Genomic DNA, 16175 nt, shown 5'->3' on the forward strand with positions numbered 1-16175 from the left:
ACTATAATATTTTGATTTTTATGGTGGGTTTGTGATTAATTATGTAGGTTGGTTTTACGTAAGGAAACCCAACATCAACCAATAATAATAAATGTGTTGGGTTGCATTTCATTTAACCAAACTTACAAACCATAAAAAATATTCCTAATTCAAGCTATAAATCAGCCATTATCAAAATCTTCTGAAACAGATTCTAGATCATCTGAAGCCTTTAAAAGTTCATCCCAACTATCTGGAGAATTACCACTTGCAAGCATTTTAGTAAAGATGTTGTATGGATCTGTTTTTGCTCCCTCTTTCCTAAGCGAATTTTCATCATTTATCCAAGCATAAATAATTACTTTTTCCGTACTGCTATAACGAAAGAATAAGCGAAATCTTCTATTAAATTTAGCTCGAAACCAATGCTTTTTATCTATTCCTAATGTTTTACCTTGCCTAAATTCTGGTGCGCTAGGATCTTCAGGTATTCTCCTAAAAATAAGCTCATTAATGTTGTTGAGAAACTTTGTAGCTGGATGTTGCTGATATCCTTCAGGATCTTTTTGTTTAAGTTCCTCAACCTGAATAATTAATCTTTGATATTTTTCACGGCAGGATGAATTTTTAATGTCCACCCATTAACATTCATACAAACATGAAATCCTCTGGTAATTCTTCATCCAGATTAGTTTCCATTCCTTCTGTAAGCATAGATGCACGACGATACATATCTTCTGTAAGTGGTTCAATATTGCTGGGATTTTTCTTGATATCTCTATTAAGGAAATCTAAGAACGCCTTAACAAAATAATGCTTTGTCATAGTTGGTGATAATATTCTATTCATTCCTAGTGTTTCTCCTTTTTTGTGATAAACAACTATGTACTTGGGGGAACGTTTTACCGCAGTTCGAGAAGCGAGTATATTTTTGCGAACTCTCAGTTTCATGATTCTTTTTATTCAAGAAACTTTTGAAGATCATCTCTATTGGACCACTTTATTACATCAGATACGCGATTTAACAAAGTGATATTATTTTTAGTCCACAAATTTATACTATCGTCAACTAATGAAATAAAGTTATATTTACTGTCCTTTAAATAACTAATCTCAGACCAAGTAGTAAAAACTTTATCTACTCTTATACTCGCCGTTCGGCGAAGAGGGGTACTAAGTGTATTAATTAAAGTAATTCCATGAGGACGATGGACGCAAAAATCTACAGTTCTAGTAGTTCCAGACATTCCTATAAATTTTTTGTCTCTTTCAACGGTTAAATTCTTCTTATTTAAAAACTCTGTTACTTCTTCGGTAATAGGCTCAAAAGTTGGTACTTTTAATTTACTATTAGTATCAGCAATTCTAATTATTGCTTGAGATAAACGAAGAACTGCATCGGCTAAATTATCATCTTTTTTTAAACGAGTAATTAGCATCCCATTAAATTGCTCAACTCCATGAGTAATAACTATATCTTTAATAATTATTTCTTGGTTTCTTGATAGACTATAAGCAGCAGTTTGTAAATAAAGCCAGCCAAAAGTTTCACCTAAATCTGTTAATACGTAGGATTCTTCTTTCTCTTTTAAAAATAAATCTATCACACTACCATCAGGAAGAATAAAAGGAGTAGATATTTGGATAAATTCATTCACGGGTGAGCAAGCAAATAACCCTCCAATGGATTGATTAATTTTTTCACAAATATTGAGTGTCATAAATCTAATGCTAATACTTGTGGTTTTTGCATGGTCCCATTATGTGTTATTTTCGATTCCAAACAAAACTGCTCCCACACTCCTATTGGATCATTGGCTAAAGCAGTAATATCATCTGGAACGTAAGCTTTTCTATCTCCAATAAATCTATCATTAAAATAGTCATTAACCCAACGATGCTTATGCTTTCTCCCTATTTTTACACGATCAGGATTCTCATGGTCTTCACCCAAATCTAACCCGTATATTCTCTTACCAAAATCAAGATGAATAATTGCGTAACTAAGCTTATTGGCAAAAGAGTTATACCAACCCTTAATGATAAGTGGATAACATTCATCTGATACGATTTTAACGCGAAATTCAAAAGCAGGGGGGTTTCTTTTATTTTTATCCCATATAATATCACCCTCAACAGATTTATTAGGGTCTAATATAAGTTTTTCAAACTTTTCCTGACTTAACATTACGTAACAAATCTGTTTTTTGCATAATAGATAAAAATATCATACTTAGAAGCGATAGTATAGCTGTAGCCAGGATCATTAGGACATGATTAGTCCTTAAAACCTAAAAATAACAAGAGTTTTACTCTTGCTTATTCCCTATTGCCCCTTGTCTTATACTATACAATCATTTTTTTATATTTTGCAGCAAAAGCATAAGCAATTTATGCAAATTAACATTCAACAAAAAAATAAAAGGTGGGTTAAACTTTCGCCAACCCACCCCAAAAAACTCTCTGCGTCTCTGCGTGAGAAAACCTAACCCAAAACGAAATTCACCAACTTACCAGGAACAACAATTACCTTCTTAACTTCCTTCCCTTCAATATAACGCTTCGCCACCTCAGACTCCCGCGCATACTTCTCCAACTCAACCTTATCTAACTGCGAAGGAACTTGAATAGAACCGCGAGTTTTACCCATAATTTGAATTACCAAAGTAATCTCATCAGCTATCAAAGCCGCAGGATCAAAACTCGGCCAAACTTGTGTATGTACCGTCCCCTTATTCCCCAACAAATGCCATAATTCATCAGCAATATGGGGCGCAAAAGGCGCTAACATAATCACCAAAGTTTGAATACCTTCCGCATAAATTGGCGAATTATTACACTTAGCATCAGTCAACGCATTACTTAACTTCATCAACTCCGAAATAGCAGTATTAAATTGATATTCTTCCTGCACATCTTCCGTAATTGCTTGAATCGCTAAATGAATCGCTCTCCTAACATCCTTTTCCTCTTTACTTAACTTCTCCAAATCAGCTTTTTGCTTACAAACTCCCGCCGCAGCGTAATCAGTAACCAAACGCCAAACCCGATTTAAAAATCTAAATTGCCCCTCAACATCAGCTTCATCCCATTCCAAATCTTTCTCTGGAGGTGCTTTAAACAAAATGAACATCCGCGCCGTATCAATGCCATATTTATTAATCACATCTTCCGGTGCTACACCATTTCCTTTTGATTTAGACATGGTAGCATAAACCTTTTCTAAAGGTTCTCCAGTTTGCGGATCAACAGGATTATTTGCATCAACTAAATTTGAAGGAATCCATTTATCCTTACCGCTTTTTTTCGGATTCATGTATGTTAACCCCTGTACCATTCCCTGCGTTAATAACTTTTGAAATGGTTCATCAAAATTCAACAAACCTCTATCTCTTAACACCTTGGTAAAGAAACGAGAATACAACAAATGTAAAATCGCGTGTTCAATACCGCCCACATATTGATCAACCGGCATCCAATCATTTACCCTACCACAATCAAAAATTTTCTCTGCATTTGTGGCATCAGTAAACCGCAAGAAATACCAAGAAGAATCAATAAAAGTGTCCATTGTGTCGGTTTCTCTTTTTGCTGGAGTACCGCAACTTGGACAAGGAACATTTACCCAACTTTCTAATTGTCCTAAAGGTGAACCACCACGTCCACTTAATTCAATTTCTTCTGGCAATTGTACAGGTAAATCTTTTTCTGGTACGGGTACAATTCCACATTCAGGACAATGAATTACAGGGATAGGTGCGCCCCAATAACGTTGACGAGAAATTAGCCAATCTCGCAAGCGATATTGTACCCTTTCTTTACCAAAACCTTGTTTTTCTGCATATTCAGTAATTGCCTTTTTCCCATCTACTGAATTTATGCCATTAAACTCACCAGAATTAACTAAAATTCCCGGTTCTGTATAGGCAGATTTGATATTTTCATCTGCGCCAATTTCGGGAACAATGACAACTTTAACCGCTAAATTCTGTTCCTTTGCAAATTTGAAATCTCGCACATCATGAGCAGGTACACCCATCACCGCACCTGTACCATATTCATAAAGTACATAATCTGCAATCCAAATGGGTACTTCTTCCCCGGTGAAGGGGTTGATAGCTTTCCCCCCGGTGGGTATACCCCGTTTTGGTTTGTCTTCTGCGGTTCTTTCTAATTCGCTTTGGTTGGTAACTTCTTTGATAAAAGCCTCTACAGCCGCTTTTTGGTCTGAAGTGGTGACAACTTGAGTTAAAGGGTGTTCTGGGGCTAATACAACGTAGCTCACGCCATAAACGGTGTCGGGACGGGTGGTATAAACGGCGATTTTTTCATCTAAACCGACTATGGGAAATTCTAAATATGCACCAGTGGATTTACCTATCCAGTTAGCTTGCATTACTTTAACTCGTTCTGGCCAACCGGGTAATTTATCCAAATCATTTAATAATTCTTCGGCATAATCGGTAATCTTTAAAAACCACTGCCGCAATAATTTACGTTCTACTATTGCTCCACTACGCCACGAACGTCCTTCACTGTCTACCTGTTCGTTAGCTAGTACGGTTTGATCAATGGGGTCCCAATTTACAGCCGCTTCTTTTTGATAAGCTAGACCCGCTTCTAAAAATTGTAGAAAAATCCACTGTGTCCACTTATAATAATCAGGGGAACAGGTAGCTAATTCTGCATCCCAATCTAAGGATAAACCCAGACGTTTTAATTGCTGTTTCATCTGGTCTATATTTTTATATGTCCATTGGGCAGGAGGTACACCCCGATCAATGGCGGCGTTTTCTGCGGGTAATCCAAAGGCATCCCAACCCATTGGATGTAATACTCTATACCCTTGCATTTTTTTAAAGCGGGCGATTACGTCTGTAATGGTGTAGTTGCGGACGTGACCCATGTGCAAGCTACCGGATGGGTAGGGAAACATGGAAAGCGCGTAGAATTTAGGTTTGTTTTTGTCTTGAGGTGTTTTATCTAAGCCTAATTCTAACCATGTTTGTTGCCATTTCTCTTCGATTGCGGCTGGGTTGTATGATGTTCTTTGGGTGGACTCCACAACTAAAAACTCCTAATGTTTTGCCTAGTTTCGCTATTGTGGCATAATCTAGAGTATGCTGAGGTCATTTAGTTTGGCGATCGCCCCCATATCATCAAAACTCAAAACCTTACTTAGTCTATTGAACGCAGATAAACGCAGATAAACGCAGATAAATACATGAACTTTATTAATTAATTGTAGTTGCCTATGACAATTTTTAATAAGCTACCAGATTTGTTTTATTTAGGCTTTTATCATCCCCAATATAATTACTATGAAGACTGTTATGAAGACAATGAACATTTTAATGAATACAGTCATACCATCTTGGAACTGAAAAATAGAAAACATTATGCAATTAATTTTTTTCTTCAAAAATTTAAACTTTTTTTAAATAATGAAAAGATTGCTATTGCTACTGTTCCACCTCATACATCTGCTGATCCATCTTCAGGTATTCGTGACTTAGCCAAACAATTAATCAAGTTATATCCTAGCTTTTCTGATGCTGTTTTCTGTCTTGAACGTTTTAAAGACTCACATCGTAATCGAACTATAGATAATCATTTAAGCACAATTAAGGTAAATAAATCATCAGCTATAAAAGATAAAAAAGTTATATTGCTAGATGATGTATTAACAACAGGAAGTTCAATTGAAGCTTGTAAAAAGTTGTTACTTGACGCAGGAGCAAAAGAAGTTAAAGTAATTGTCTTAGGAAAAACCATGAGAGATGTTGAAGATACTCATGATTTTATTGAGCAAAAAATAGATGAATATTTACAAGATTCTTTAGAAGAGGTTTATTTTGAATATCGTTATTTAATGAAAGATGATGAAACAATACAAGATGTATTAAAAGAAGAAGCAATTAATGAACATCTAGAAGTAGATGAATGGGCTAATGAGCAGTATAGCTATTTAGATACACAAGAAGAGTATGATTATATAGAAGAGGAAGTTCACAAAAGACATGAAATAATTGATGAAATATATCATGCAAAACTCTGGGAACTGAGGAAACAAAAACAGAATGAAGAGTCAAATTTTGAGCATGATAGAGTTATGGTATATGAGTATTGTCAATATATTCAAGAAGAAACTCATCAAGTCTTAGATGGATGTACTTGTTTCAGTGTTTGTAATCCTTTTATTTTTTATTTTAGAGATTGGTAATAATCCTAAATTTACGAATGTATTAATCCGGCTTTGTGTAAAAATATAATATTGAATAACTACCGAACCCTGATTCCTCTGTGTTCTCTGTGCCTCTGTGGTTCATTTATTCCATAAATAATGCGTAATTTATAAAATTGTCATTACAATACAGCAATTATTTGTATAATAAAGCATAGTGACCTTTATCAATCCCTCATATACCTGTACTTGTAAATAATTTGATAACTGAAACTGTTACCTGTCATCTACTTGAGTTTCCCATAAGCATAACGGCTAAAACTGCCCTCATTCAAATTATTCCACGCATACATCCGCGTCAAAAGTATTTATAAATTTCATAAACTGCTTTAAAATCAGCGTCTTTAGCTACAAAGTCATCTTTATTAGTTATTATTATCTTGTCAATTTCTGAACATTTCATATTAGTATAAATATATCAAGTAATTTCTAACTAAATTTAACAGCTATGTTAGAAACTGTTTTGGCTGAACCTAACGTGAAAATGCCTCCCACCCAGGCAGAACTTCCTTGTGATGATGGTATCCCGATGGAGACACAAAGACATAAATTACAAATGGATATTTTAATTGATACCATTCAGCCTTGGTTAGATCAAAGGAATGATGGATATGTGGGAGGCAATATGTTTGTCTACTACAGTTTAGCCCAATTAAAAAATCAAGATTTTCGTGGGCCAGATTTCTTTGCTGTTTTGGATGTGCCAAAAACGGAACGTTTATCTTGGGTGGTTTGGGAAGAAGGAAAACCGCCTGATGTAGTCATTGAATTACTTTCAGAAAGTACAGCTAATAATGATAAAAATGCCAAAAAATTGATTTATCAAAATCAAATGCGGGTGTCTGAATATTTTTGGTATGATCCTTTTAACCCGGATGATTTTGCAGGTTTTGATCTGAATAGTGGTGTATATCAACCAATTCCTATTAATGAAAAAAATCAATTGGTGAGTAAAGTTTTAAATTTAGCTTTGGTGCGTTGGCAGGGTATTTATAGAGGGGTTGATACGACTTGGTTACGCTGGGCTACTTTGGATGGTGAGTTATTTCCTACAGCCCAAGAAAATGCACTAATGGCACAACAAAAATTAGAAGAGGAACAACAAAGATTAGAACAGGAAAAACAGCGTGCAGAACAAGAGAAACAGCGTGCAGAACAAGAGAAACAGCGTGCAGAACAAGAGAAACAGCGTGCAGAACAAGAGAAACAACGTGCAGAACAAGCTGAATTGCAATTAAGACAAGTTGCTATTAATTTGTTACAGAATGGAATGTCTGTAGAACAAGTAGCACAGTTAACAAATTTGGATATTTTGCAAGTGGAAAGATTGATTAATTAGGGGATGCTGAATAAGTCTAAAACTGAATTTAAAAATGTGATTAACGTTTTCGTATACGGTACTTTAAAACCCGGTGAATCAAATTATTACCTGTGTGAAAATTATGTGATAGCAGCAAAACAAGCTGTAGCAAGAGGTAAACTATTTCATCTCCCAGAGGGTTATCCCGCCATGACACCGGGAGATGATCAGGTACATGGTTACTTACTGTCTTTTCCCGACTCCCAAGTTTTACGAATCCTAGACGAATTAGAAGATTATCACCCTAACAAATCAGGATCTGAAAATCTTTATCAACGGGAATATATAGAAATTTTTCAGCCAACCGGAGAATTTTTAGGTTGGGCTTGGGTGTACTTAATGACACCAGAAAAAGTTGATCAATTAAGTGGAATTCCTCAACTTAACGGCTGTTGGACTGGTGACAGCTAATCTCTCACCTAGTTGACATCTAAACCTGTACCTTGTTCTATAGTTGACGATTGATTAATTTCCTTTTCTGGTGCAGCTACAGCAGTTTTAGGAATTTCAATCACTGGGTTGTTTAAGGCTACCATCAGCGGTGAAACAGGGGATGCTGATTCTGTGTTTACTACTGTTGGTTGAATTGTCTGTTGTGCTAATTGTAATCTGGATGTGTTACCAGGAATAAAACCCGATACTGTACTAACCACACAAGCCGCTACAGCAGCACCACCAATCATCCAACCTATGCGAGTGCGGCGTTGTACCCGCTTCCAAACTTCTTGGAATGTAGCTTCTGGAGTCTGCTCAGATGCTGGCATCGGCATAGTTTTGACACATTGCCTCAGTTTTAACAGTCTTGCATATAGACACTTAACTGATTCATCAGTGTCTAGCCATTCTTCTACTTGTCTTCGTTCGGCAGCAGTTACCTCGCCATCAAGATAAGCACTGAGTAGTTCAAAGCGGTCAACTTCATTATGTTGTACGGAATTATGCTTCTCCATATCCTTTCTACCCGTTGATTCATTGGTATTTATGGCTCGCATCACCTTAGTGTGATCAACTATTTCCTTTGATACATAATCAGGGAGTTGCGAGCAGTTGTGGTCATCAAACTGAGAATCAGTATTCATTTTAACGTTTTTACCAATTCATACACGGGTAAACACTGCGGATAAATTTGAGAATTTAAGCAACCTTACTGGTAAATAGCAGGAAAATCTATTTTTTACCACGATTATGACTAACTATGTTTTAAATTTACCATTGAATTGAGGAATATCATCTTCAATTAGACTTACGCATCTAGATAGGTTTGTAACTGAGATTGCAATCTAGTTCTAGCCCTAGCTATTCTCGACTTTACAGTTCCTAGAGAAACGCCAGTCATTTCAGCAATTTCTTCATAGGGTAGTCCTTCAATTTCTCGGAGGACGATTGTAGTACGGAATACCTCTGGCAAATCCGCGATCGCTTCTCGCAGTTGTTCGTAAAATTCTCTAGTGCTGAGTTCTTCCTCTGGGCCTGGTGTATCACCAGCAATTTCCCAATCCATCTCGCCGTCATCTACCGTGCGGGGGGCATCTAGAGAAAGCGGTGCAGCTACACGTTTACGTTTACGTAATTCATCGTAAAACAAGTTAGTAGCAATGCGACTCAACCAACCCCGGAATTTAGCCGGATCTTGTAGGCGATTAATGTTCCGATAAACGCGAATCCATACTTCTTGAGCTAAGTCAGCCCTGTCAGACCAGTCAGGAGCTAGATGGTATAAAACCCTATCAACCTGACTCTGATAACGCCGTAAGAGTTCAGCAAAGGCAGCTTTATCTGGGCGCAATTCTACTTGACAGCGCGAAATAAGATCGTGATTTGAGAGTTTGTCAACTTGCACCGATGCTTGTGAATAATTGGCATCAACAGTTGACCAGGATACAGTAAGCGATTGACTCATAGATCGAATTGGCTTTAAATCATCCCCTACTATTAGACCTGATTATTTCTCAAATGTTCCCAAGTTAAGTGACGGATTAATGATCGGAACACGGAAATATATAACAGTAACAACTGATTAGGGTGTGAGATATAGTGTTTACAGCAAAACATGATGATAAAAATGTATTCAGGTAAAAAACTGACTCCTCACCCTTGACAAAAATTACCTACTCTGAAGAAAAATTGACATACAAGCAGAAATTTACTATATCTTTAATCGTCTAATTGTGAAGCTATGTCAGAGTAATAGGATAACTGATAATTATTGATAAATTTTTTGCTAATTGGCTGCTCTGGCCAGTCCATAATCTTAAATGAGCCAGATATGTCAGGGATAAAAAAATAAACAATAGCAATGGCAAGAAATGAATCTGTAGCGCGAATGGTGATGTTCCTCTGTTTTGGTACAGCCATTTTGTCTCTGGCTGTCCATTGGCACACCATGAAAACCACAGCGCAAAATCCAACTGTATCCGCAACTGATGGGCAAAATTACCAGAATCATAGAACTTCTGGTAAAAGTCGCTCTCAAGATGTTATGGTCAGTGAAAATCCTGAAAATACACCAAGTCAGACAAAACTGCGAGTATCCAGTCCAGTCAATCATCAAAAAACAAACAACAAACCTAGAGGTTTTTTCTTTTCTGATGTGGCTGAAGCTAAATCAGTTCAGGGTTTAGATACTATAAAAACAAGGTTAATAGTGGATTTAAGCGATCGCCAGGTTTATGTTTATCGCTATGATGAGGTGATTGCCAGTTATCCTATCGCTATCGGTAAAAAAGGCTGGGAAACTCCTACTGGTAATTTTCAAGTCATCCACAAAGAACATCATCCAATTTGGAAGCACCCAATTACTGGCCAAATCTTTGAACCTGGCACGGACAGTCCATTGGGTGATAGGTGGATCGGTTTTTGGTCAGATGGCAAAAATGAAATAGGCTTTCATGGTACGCCTAATACTGACTTAATAGGAGCAGCTGTTTCTCATGGTTGTCTGAGAATGCGTAATGCTGATGTACGAATGTTATATGAGCAAGTCAAATTAGATACACCAGTATTAGTGCGTGATTAAAATTAGGAGTCAGCAGTTCTAAGAGTTAGACAGCAAAAGAAGATCAATAACCCAATGACCAATGACTAAGATGGTGGTGTCTGCTCAAAATTAGGTGCATAAACTTTTAGCAAACTGCTGACTTGACTGAGAACTTCGGTTTTACCTAAAATCTGACGCTCTGGGAAGAACTCTGGCTGATCCAAGTAACGATCCACTGCCTCCCTGACCTGCTGGGAAATTAAATCCTGAAGTTCAGTTTTCGCTCGCTGACGTTGGTAATTTGCACCTTCTTCTGTGGTGGCATAAAGAGGTGGAAGACGATTTAGAGCATAAGCAGTGATATCTCCCACGTCTAAAGATTTGTCACTGCTGGCTTCAATTTCTGCTACCTTAGCGATTACGTCAGTGAGTACCAATTCTTCCATGACGTTGATAAACTGTTTACGAGGTACTGCTACTACCTCACCAGTTAGCAATGAACCCATCAATCTATCAAGCGCTACATACTCTTCAATTGACAGGTCGGAAACGTTATCACATATTCTCCCAACTTCTGCTTCCATTGCTGGTGTCAGATAGCCATCCTGAAGAGCTTGTTCAACAATTTTTTCAATACTCATAATTCTCGCAATCAATCAATTAAATTTAAGCCATATCTTTTATAATTCATAATTCATAATTGTTATTTATAGCAGGTGAAAGGGAACAGGTGACAGGTGATAGGTGACAGTCCTAAAAGCCTTTCAGTGTCTAAGTTCTATTGTTGGTTAATGTCCTAACGGCCTTGTCTACGGCTATAAATTACGAATTACGAATTACGAATTACGAATTACGAATTACGAATTATTAATCCATGGTCTTGGTTTTCCAAGTCATGGGATCAATGGATTGTCCATTCACATACAAACCCCAGTGTAAATGAGGTCCAGTGGAAGCACCTGTAGAACCTACCGCACCAATTAGCTGTCCAGGTTTGACAATATCACCCTCTTTAACATTTATACGGCTGAGGTGCATAAAAATACTGATTATTCCTTGTCCGTGGTCAATGCCAATGACATTACCATGAACCTTAAATCCTTGGGATACTGTACCAACTAAGGCAACTCTCCCCGCAGCTGGGGCAATTACTGCTGAACCAGCTGCACCTGCGTAGTCTAGACCACGATGGTAATAATCATTAGCAAATTTACCATTATAGTAGCGTCTTACACCATAGGTTGTTGTCATTCTGCCTTTGTTGGGCGTTAAAAAAACACCATTCCAATATTTTTCTGGTGTTTGTAGGGCTTTAAACTCTTTTACTTTCTGTAGTTCATATTCTGTGGCTTGAGTTCCAGCTTTTCCAGGTGGTAGTGTAATACGTTGGATGCGGAATTTGCGATCGCCTACGTACACTGCCATGTTTCTTTGTCTTTGTCCTTCTCCGGAAATGGTCACTTTTCTCACTCCTGGTTTTTCTAGAGGAGTGGTAGGAATAAAAGAGCGGTACTTATTGGGTGCAATTTCAAAAGCTGGATAGGTTTGTTCTCCTACGGCGACAGTAGGAATACCAGGTTGGTCTTGACTTTCTAGCTCAATTAATACAGAAATTGTATCTCCCAATCGTGCTTTTTTAGGTAGGATTTCTACTTCTAAGGCCTGTACGGGTAAACTTACAGCAACGGGAACAGTGGCCAATATGCCTATCAAAATCTTCGTGATCCTATTGACACCAAGACGCTGTAACTTACCTTGAAGATTTATAGTTTGAGTTTTGGTAGTCATCTGAGATTAAAAAATTTATTACTGGTGAAAGTAAGACTAAATTATCAGGGTTTGTGTTTCCAAACCACTACAAATTAAGTATTTTAAGGTTTTATAATCGGTTCTCAGTATTCTTTTATTCTCTATCTTGACTTTTGAGTGTTTTTATAAAAATCCCCTTTTCCCATTGGGACGCACTGTTAACCAATTAATCTTGGCTAGTGCTAGTTGTTCATCAGTCACTTTAGCCCCAGTGAGATTAGCACCACATAAGTTAGCACCCCGGAGATTTGCTTGACTCATATAAGCATGACTCAGGTCTGCACCTCTGAGGTCTGCACCCTCTAAATCAGCATGACTTAAATAAGCTCGGCTTAAATTAGCATCTCTGAGATTTGCTTGTTTCAGACTAGCTCTACCAAAGTCACTGTTCTCAAGGTTAGCACCTTGTAAGTTAGTTTTTGTCAATTGAGCGCAATGGAAGTTAGTTACTGATAAATCCGCACTTTGCAAATTCAATAGACTAATATTATATGAAGCAAAATCTCGTCTTCCCTTCGCATAAGCATTTAGCAAAAGTTGGGGAGTGACTTTGCGTTGCATTTGTGACCCATTGCTGTTGCTATTAGCAACGTTAATTACATTAGTCTGAGTTTTAGGTCTCAATGGTCTGCGTTCTCTACGTTCCAACGGAGATCTAGGCATATCTCCTAACTTAGCTCGTCTAGCGCGAATAGCAGCTGCTAATTGGGCTACACCATTGTTACTATTGGAGGAAGGATCATTGGACAAAATATCAGAATTTTCTTGGTCGCTGTTTGTTCTTTCCTTAACATCTACATCACTTTTAACAATTAACCCCTTGGCTAAACTATCTAAATATGGCTCCATTTCCAATGCTCTGAGTACCTCTGGGGCTGACTGATAGCGATTACGCACAGAAACATCTAACATTTTCTTTAATACATTTGTTAAATGTTCACTGAGATTCACCAATTGTTCCCACATAATTTCCCCAGTGGTGGGATTGTATGGTAAATCTTTGGGAGTTTTTCCTGTTAATAAATAAATACAAGTAATACCTAATGCGTATATATCACTGGAATACACAGGACGCATGGCCATTTGTTCGGGAGGCGCAAATCCAGGTGTACCTATGGCATAGGCTGTTAATGCTGTCTGCCCTGATGGGTTATAACTAGCTTGGCTAACTTGGTTTTTGACAGCACCAAAGTCAATTAATACTAATCTAGCATCTTGAGAACGCCGAATTAAGTTAGCTGGTTTAATATCACGGTGAATTACTTTGAGGTCGTGAATGTATTCGATTAATGGTAAAACTTCACTGAGAAATTGTTTCACCCCAGCTTCGCTATAACATCCTGTTCTTTTCACTTCCTGTTGCAAAGTAGCACCACTAATATATTCTTGAACTAAGTAAAATTGCTTATCTTGTTCAAAGTAGTCTAGTAGACGGGGTATTTGCGGATGATTACCTATCTTACCCAGAGTTTTGGCTTCTCTCTCAAATAATTCCCTTGCCATCTCTAATACCTGTGGGGCTGTTCCTGATGGACGTAGTTGCTTAATCACACAACTGGGATTTCCTGGTAAGACTTCGTTCTGTCCTAAAAACGTTGCTCCGAAACCTCCTTGACCTAGTTGTTTGACTGCTCGATATTGACCGCATTTGCCAGTCAATAGCAGTGGAGAGCCACAAGATTGACACTTTTGGCTAGAGGCGGAATTTTTGGGCTGGGAACAGTTGGGATTGAAGCAGTAGCTCATGCACTGTTAACTCGCTGCACGACGGGTAGAGAAAGTACTTTTACTCTTATTACATTATTAAGAGTAAATTTATATTTTGTTAGGGAAGTTTTACTGGAATGTTTTTAAAGAGTTGCTAAAGTTATACTGATACAAATTCAAATTATGAAGAACATTTGAAAATTAAATACACAGAGAATTATTTTCTTCCTTCTCTATTATCTCATGAAAATCATTCTATAAGCGCAATTTTTTATATGTAAAATTACTGGAAATAGAATAATTATTAATACATTTTTTTGGTATCAAAAATAGTATTTTACTTCAGTATATTGTGTATTGATAACTTTTATTAAGTTATTTATACATGAATACCTGTTCATATGTTAGAGTATAATCTCTACATAAAAATTTGGAGAACAGCAATGACTATGGTGAATCAAATGAAGTGCGCTTGTCCTAAGTGCTTGTGTATAGTTTCCCTAGAGAACTCGATCTTGAAAGAAGGTAAATACTATTGTTCCGAGGGCTGTGCGGAAGGACATCAAACTATCCAAGGCTGTGGACATAAAGGATGTGGTTGTTAAAGTGTAGGGTGTAGGGTGAGGGGTAACAATAAACTTGTGTCACCTATCACCTGTCACCCGTCACTTCCAGAAATTAGAGACTAGAAAGCACGTCCTTAGCAGCTGCCAAAGTTGCTTCAATGTCTTGATCTGTGTGCGCTAAAGAGGTAAAACCTGCTTCAAACTGAGATGGAGCTAAGTAAATACCCCGTTCTAACATTCCTCTGTGGAAACGCCCAAACTTAGCTGTATCAGCAGTTTTGGCATCTTCATAGTTATGAACAGGACCCGGAGCAAAGAATAAGCCAAACATCGCACTGATATTACCACCACAAGCAGCGTGACCTGTTTCTTGAACAACTTGCAGTAAACCATCAGCTAATTTTTTGGTAATTTCCTCTAAACGAGCATAAGTACCAGGTTTTTGCAGTAGTTCTAGAGTTTTAATTCCCGCAGTCATCGCTAGAGGATTACCAGAAAGAGTACCAGCTTGATACACTGGGCCTGCGGGGGCAATCATGGACATAATATCACGACGGCCACCATAAGCACCCACTGGTAAACCACCACCAATAACTTTACCCAAAGTGGTTAAATCTGGAGTTACACCAAATTTCTCTTGAGCGCCACCGTAAGCAATACGGAAACCAGTCATTACTTCATCGAATACTAATAAAGCTCCATGTTCGTGGGTGAGTTCCCGTAAACCTTCCAAGAAACCGGCATCGGGAGTAATAAACCCTGCATTACCAACTACTGGTTCAAGAATGACACCAGCAATCTGGTCGCGGTTTTCTTCAAATAGGGCTTTGACAGCTTCCAAATCGTTATAAGGTGCTGTTAAGGTGTCGCTGGTTGCAGCTTTGGGAACTCCAGGAGAGTCAGGTAAACCCAGTGTTGCTACACCAGAACCAGCTTTCACCAAGAACATATCAGCGTGGCCGTGATAGCAACCTTCAAACTTGATAACTTTATCGCGTTTGGTGTAGGCTCGCATTAATCGGAGTACGGCCATACAAGCCTCTGTACCAGAGTTCACAAATCTAACCATTTCGATGCTAGGAACAGCATCAATCACCATTTCTGCAAGAACGTTTTCTAACGCACAGGGAGCGCCAAAGCTAGTACCTTTAACTAATGCTTCTTGGAGTGCAGAAATTACTTCTGGATGTGCATGACCACAAATAGCAGGGCCCCAAGTACCTACATAGTCTATATATTTATTTCCGTCTACATCCCAAATATACGCGCCATTAACTCGATCAAATACTATGGGTTGTCCACCGACGGATTTAAAAGCACGCACGGGAGAACTAACTCCTCCTGGCATTAAATTTTGAGCAGCGGTAAAGATTTCTTGTGATTTTGTGGTTTTAATTGTGGTGTTGACCAAGGTTATCTCCTATGGGTGGTAATCAAACTAAGCCTTTATTTGAGGATAAGACAAAATCAGGCTGAAAGTTTCTATGCTTATGGAATTGGCTACTGTGGTAATTTTTGTGACTGTTGTGATTT

General features: G+C 37.8%; 16 protein-coding genes. 5 read left to right on the forward strand and 11 right to left on the reverse strand.

Translation table 11 applies throughout. The annotated features are described in order from the left end of the window. Positions 1-161 precede the first annotated feature (161 nt). The 5 genes from WJM97_RS10440 to leuS all read right to left on the reverse strand — a co-directional run bounded on the left by WJM97_RS10440 (position 162) and on the right by leuS (position 5044). Positions 162-617: a type II toxin-antitoxin system YhaV family toxin gene (locus tag WJM97_RS10440; RefSeq protein WP_353932959.1), complete on the reverse strand. Its 456-nt coding sequence runs from the start codon at positions 615-617 to the stop codon at positions 162-164. Between the two features lie 10 nt (positions 618-627). After that, complete coding sequence (locus WJM97_RS10445; protein ID WP_353932960.1) at positions 628-930, reverse strand: type II toxin-antitoxin system PrlF family antitoxin; 303 nt, start codon at positions 928-930, stop codon at positions 628-630. A gap of 8 nt (positions 931-938) precedes the next feature. Next, a complete protein-coding gene (locus WJM97_RS10450; RefSeq protein WP_353932961.1) occupies positions 939-1700 on the reverse strand; it encodes a DUF1828 domain-containing protein in 762 nt (253 codons plus the stop codon). Further along, positions 1697-2167 (reverse strand): hypothetical protein, encoded by a 471-nt coding sequence (locus WJM97_RS10455; RefSeq protein WP_353932962.1) that lies wholly within the window; start codon positions 2165-2167, stop codon positions 1697-1699. The genes WJM97_RS10450 and WJM97_RS10455 overlap by 4 nt, the downstream gene beginning before the upstream one ends. A gap of 297 nt (positions 2168-2464) precedes the next feature. Continuing rightward, on the reverse strand, positions 2465-5044 hold the full coding sequence (leuS, locus tag WJM97_RS10460) for a leucine--tRNA ligase (RefSeq protein WP_353932963.1): 2580 nt from the start codon (positions 5042-5044) through the stop codon (positions 2465-2467). Positions 5045-5233: 189 nt separating this feature from the next. Between leuS and WJM97_RS10465 the strand changes: the two genes are divergently transcribed. The 3 genes from WJM97_RS10465 (at position 5234) to WJM97_RS10475 (ending at position 7994) form a co-directional block, all read left to right on the forward strand. Then, a complete protein-coding gene (locus tag WJM97_RS10465) occupies positions 5234-6202 on the forward strand; it encodes a phosphoribosyltransferase family protein (protein ID WP_353932964.1) in 969 nt (322 codons plus the stop codon). A gap of 469 nt (positions 6203-6671) precedes the next feature. Next, positions 6672-7562 (forward strand): Uma2 family endonuclease, encoded by an 891-nt coding sequence (locus tag WJM97_RS10470; protein ID WP_353932965.1) that lies wholly within the window; start codon positions 6672-6674, stop codon positions 7560-7562. 3 nt (positions 7563-7565) lie between these two features. After that, complete coding sequence (locus tag WJM97_RS10475) at positions 7566-7994, forward strand: gamma-glutamylcyclotransferase family protein (RefSeq protein ID WP_353932966.1); 429 nt, start codon at positions 7566-7568, stop codon at positions 7992-7994. A gap of 8 nt (positions 7995-8002) precedes the next feature. On the opposite strand, the gene WJM97_RS10480 is transcribed toward WJM97_RS10475, so the two are convergent. Together WJM97_RS10480 and WJM97_RS10485 are read right to left on the reverse strand one after the other, a co-directional pair. Next, on the reverse strand, positions 8003-8662 hold the full coding sequence (locus tag WJM97_RS10480; RefSeq protein ID WP_353932967.1) for a zf-HC2 domain-containing protein: 660 nt from the start codon (positions 8660-8662) through the stop codon (positions 8003-8005). Between the two features lie 164 nt (positions 8663-8826). Beyond that, a complete protein-coding gene (locus WJM97_RS10485) occupies positions 8827-9483 on the reverse strand; it encodes a sigma-70 family RNA polymerase sigma factor (protein ID WP_353932968.1) in 657 nt (218 codons plus the stop codon). Positions 9484-9873: 390 nt separating this feature from the next. Between WJM97_RS10485 and WJM97_RS10490 the strand changes: the two genes are divergently transcribed. Continuing rightward, complete coding sequence (locus WJM97_RS10490) at positions 9874-10599, forward strand: L,D-transpeptidase (RefSeq protein ID WP_353933144.1); 726 nt, start codon at positions 9874-9876, stop codon at positions 10597-10599. 65 nt (positions 10600-10664) lie between these two features. On the opposite strand, the gene WJM97_RS10495 is transcribed toward WJM97_RS10490, so the two are convergent. The 3 genes from WJM97_RS10495 to WJM97_RS10505 all read right to left on the reverse strand — a co-directional run bounded on the left by WJM97_RS10495 (position 10665) and on the right by WJM97_RS10505 (position 14115). Next, complete coding sequence (locus tag WJM97_RS10495; RefSeq protein WP_353932969.1) at positions 10665-11201, reverse strand: late competence development ComFB family protein; 537 nt, start codon at positions 11199-11201, stop codon at positions 10665-10667. A 226-nt stretch (positions 11202-11427) separates the two neighbouring features. Beyond that, positions 11428-12348, reverse strand: coding sequence for a M23 family metallopeptidase (locus WJM97_RS10500; RefSeq protein ID WP_353932970.1), 921 nt, complete (start codon positions 12346-12348; stop codon positions 11428-11430). Positions 12349-12492: 144 nt separating this feature from the next. Beyond that, positions 12493-14115 carry a serine/threonine-protein kinase gene (locus WJM97_RS10505; RefSeq protein ID WP_353932971.1) on the reverse strand — a complete coding sequence of 541 codons (1623 nt, stop codon included), beginning with the start codon at positions 14113-14115 and terminating at the stop codon, positions 12493-12495. 404 nt (positions 14116-14519) lie between these two features. Here WJM97_RS10505 and WJM97_RS10510 point away from each other — a divergent pair, with 404 nt between their 5' ends. Further along, positions 14520-14681, forward strand: coding sequence for a metallothionein (locus WJM97_RS10510; protein WP_353932972.1), 162 nt, complete (start codon positions 14520-14522; stop codon positions 14679-14681). Positions 14682-14754: 73 nt separating this feature from the next. Here WJM97_RS10510 and hemL read toward each other — a convergent pair whose 3' ends face one another. Then, positions 14755-16053: a glutamate-1-semialdehyde 2,1-aminomutase gene (gene hemL, locus WJM97_RS10515; protein ID WP_353932973.1), complete on the reverse strand. Its 1299-nt coding sequence runs from the start codon at positions 16051-16053 to the stop codon at positions 14755-14757. Positions 16054-16175 lie beyond the last annotated feature (122 nt).

Origin of the sequence: Okeanomitos corallinicola TIOX110, from assembly GCF_038050375.1 — a bacterium.
GTDB classification, from domain to species: Bacteria; Cyanobacteriota; Cyanobacteriia; order Cyanobacteriales; family Nostocaceae; genus Okeanomitos; species Okeanomitos corallinicola.

Excerpts from the sequence above, each read along its gene's own strand:
- WJM97_RS10445 (WP_353932960.1), bottom strand. The coding sequence starts at position 930 with ATGAAACTGAGAGTTCGCAAAAATATACTCGCTTCTCGAACTGCGGTA.
- WJM97_RS10450 (WP_353932961.1), bottom strand. The coding sequence starts at position 1,700 with ATGACACTCAATATTTGTGAAAAAATTAATCAATCCATTGGAGGGTTA.
- WJM97_RS10455 (WP_353932962.1), bottom strand. The coding sequence starts at position 2,167 with ATGTTAAGTCAGGAAAAGTTTGAAAAACTTATATTAGACCCTAATAAA.
- WJM97_RS10465 (WP_353932964.1), top strand. The coding sequence starts at position 5,234 with ATGACAATTTTTAATAAGCTACCAGATTTGTTTTATTTAGGCTTTTAT.
- WJM97_RS10470 (WP_353932965.1), top strand. The coding sequence starts at position 6,672 with ATGTTAGAAACTGTTTTGGCTGAACCTAACGTGAAAATGCCTCCCACC.
- WJM97_RS10475 (WP_353932966.1), top strand. The coding sequence starts at position 7,566 with ATGCTGAATAAGTCTAAAACTGAATTTAAAAATGTGATTAACGTTTTC.
- WJM97_RS10480 (WP_353932967.1), bottom strand. The coding sequence starts at position 8,662 with ATGAATACTGATTCTCAGTTTGATGACCACAACTGCTCGCAACTCCCT.
- WJM97_RS10485 (WP_353932968.1), bottom strand. The coding sequence starts at position 9,483 with ATGAGTCAATCGCTTACTGTATCCTGGTCAACTGTTGATGCCAATTAT.
- WJM97_RS10495 (WP_353932969.1), bottom strand. The coding sequence starts at position 11,201 with ATGAGTATTGAAAAAATTGTTGAACAAGCTCTTCAGGATGGCTATCTG.
- WJM97_RS10500 (WP_353932970.1), bottom strand. The coding sequence starts at position 12,348 with ATGACTACCAAAACTCAAACTATAAATCTTCAAGGTAAGTTACAGCGT.
- WJM97_RS10505 (WP_353932971.1), bottom strand. The coding sequence starts at position 14,115 with ATGAGCTACTGCTTCAATCCCAACTGTTCCCAGCCCAAAAATTCCGCC.
- WJM97_RS10510 (WP_353932972.1), top strand. The coding sequence starts at position 14,520 with ATGACTATGGTGAATCAAATGAAGTGCGCTTGTCCTAAGTGCTTGTGT.